The organism is Phyllobacterium sp. P5_D12 (assembly GCF_054049495.1).
Genome location: NZ_JBFUMG010000703.1, coordinates 1 through 1969, shown reverse-complemented (window position 1 = coordinate 1969; position 1969 = coordinate 1). Strand labels below are relative to the sequence as shown.

Below are 1969 nucleotides of genomic sequence, written 5' to 3'. Positions count from 1 at the left end.
GCCGGGAACAGAGCGAACAATAAGTCTGGTTTTCCGGCACCTTCTCCGTGACGATCGAATAGGTGTCCTTGTATTCGATGCGGTGCTCGATGCCGTTTGCTTCTAGAAAATCCGGAAGGATATGCTTGGGGAAATTCGGCTGGCCCTGATCGAGATTGCAGGCGAGGAGTTCCACCGGCAGCAAACCACGCCATTTGAGATCAAGCAGCAGCGCCAGCAGGCCGTAGGAATCCTTGCCGCCGGAAAGCCCGACGAGCCAGCGCTCACCCGGCTTGACCATGGCGAAATCTTCGAGCGCCTGCCGCGTGTTGCGTAACAGCCGCTTGCGCAACTTGTTGAACTCCACACTGGATGGCACGCCGAGAAACATCGGGTGGCAACCGGCAGCGTCGGTCAATTCCTGGTCATGAATGGTCATGTGAACACCTCATGGCGCTTCATTGACAAGGTAGTGGTCAGAACGCAAGAGATTCTCGACGTTTCCGTCTTTGCTTTAATCGCCGCCACGCCTCTTTCCGTCATCCTCGGGCTTGACCCGAGGACCCACATTGTCCCGGGAAATATAGCAAGCCATGCGTTGTGATGCGAAGGTCGCTGGGTCCTCGGGTCAAGCCCGAGGATGACGGAGAGGTGGAGGCGCCCTATTGCCCGAACACGGACCAGCCGGTGCGCTGCGCCAGTAACTCCAGTGCCGCCGAGCCGAGCTGCGAATTGCCGACTTCGTTCAGCCCCGGTGACCAGACCGCGATGGACGCCTTGCCAGGGGCAATGGCTAGGATACCTCCACCAACACCGCTCTTGCCCGGCAGGCCGACCCGATAGGCAAAATCGCCCGAGCCGTCATAGTGGCCGCACATCAGCATGAGCGCATTGATACGGCGGGCACGGCTTGCCGAAACCACACTGCCGCCATTGAGCGGATTGCGCCCGGCCGAAGCGAGATAAAGCCCGGCGTGCGCAAGCTGGTGGCACGACATGGCGATGGCGCAGTGATGGAAATAGACGCCGAGCACGTGTTCTACCGGGTGATCGAGATTGCGGAACGCCTTCATGAAATTGGCGAGCGCCACATTGCGGTAGCCGGTCTGCGTCTCCGAGCGGGCGACGTTTTGATCGATGGCGATGCTCTCATCATCGGCGAGATGCCGGATGAACTGCACGATCTCGCCAATCGCCTCCTTGGGCAAATGGCCGGCCAGAACCACATCGGCGACAGCGATCGCTCCGGCATTGATGAAGGGATTGCGCGGCTTGCCCTTTTCCTGCTCGAGCTGGACGATGGAATTGAAGGCATTGCCGGAGGGTTCGCGTCCGACGCGCTTCCATAAACCGTCGCCGATCTTGCCGAGCGCAAGCGTCAGCGTGAAGACCTTCGAGATGCTCTGGATCGAGAAGGCGGTTTCAGCGTCGCCTGCCACGTKGATCTGCCCGTCGACAGTGACCAGCGCAATGCCGAACTGCTTCGGATCGACGGTTGCGAGTTCCGGAATATAGTCGGCAAGTTTGCCCTCGCCGATGCGGCTGGAAAGATCGTGATGGACGCTGTCAACGACATCCTGAAGATCAGACATTTCTGGGCTCCGATTAGGACAACAAAAAAGCCGCCAGGATTTCTCCGGCGGCTTCTTTTAAAACTGAATACTGATTAACGCGAATAGAATTCGACAACCAGGTTCGGTTCCATCTGTACAGCGTAGGGCACATCGGAGAAGGCCGGAACGCGGTTGTACTTGGCAACCATCTTGTTGTGATCAACTTCGAGATATTCAGGAACATCGCGTTCAGCCAGCTGAACGGCTTCCAGAACGATCACGAGCTGCTTCGACTTTTCGCGCACTTCGATCACATCGCCGGCCTTGCAGATGTAGGACTGGATGTTGGTGCGGCGGCCGTTGACGTTGACATGGCCGTGGTTGACGAACTGACGCGCTGCGAAGATCGTCGGAACGAACTTGGCGCGGTACACGAT

2 protein-coding genes and 1 pseudogene are annotated in these 1969 nt (G+C 58.2%); all 3 read right to left on the bottom strand.

The window, feature by feature from the left end; translation table 11 throughout:
* Window positions 1-418: pseudogene (locus ACXJ5O_RS25485) on the bottom strand (tRNA 2-thiocytidine(32) synthetase TtcA); the annotation flags it as partial.
* A gap of 223 nt (window positions 419-641) precedes the next feature.
* Entirely contained in the window at window positions 642-1571 is a 930-nt protein-coding gene (locus tag ACXJ5O_RS25480) for a glutaminase (protein WP_457302341.1), read from the bottom strand.
* 74 nt (window positions 1572-1645) lie between these two features.
* Window positions 1646-1969: 30S ribosomal protein S4 (rpsD, locus tag ACXJ5O_RS25475; protein WP_457302340.1), on the bottom strand; the 324-nt coding region annotated here is incomplete at its 5' end.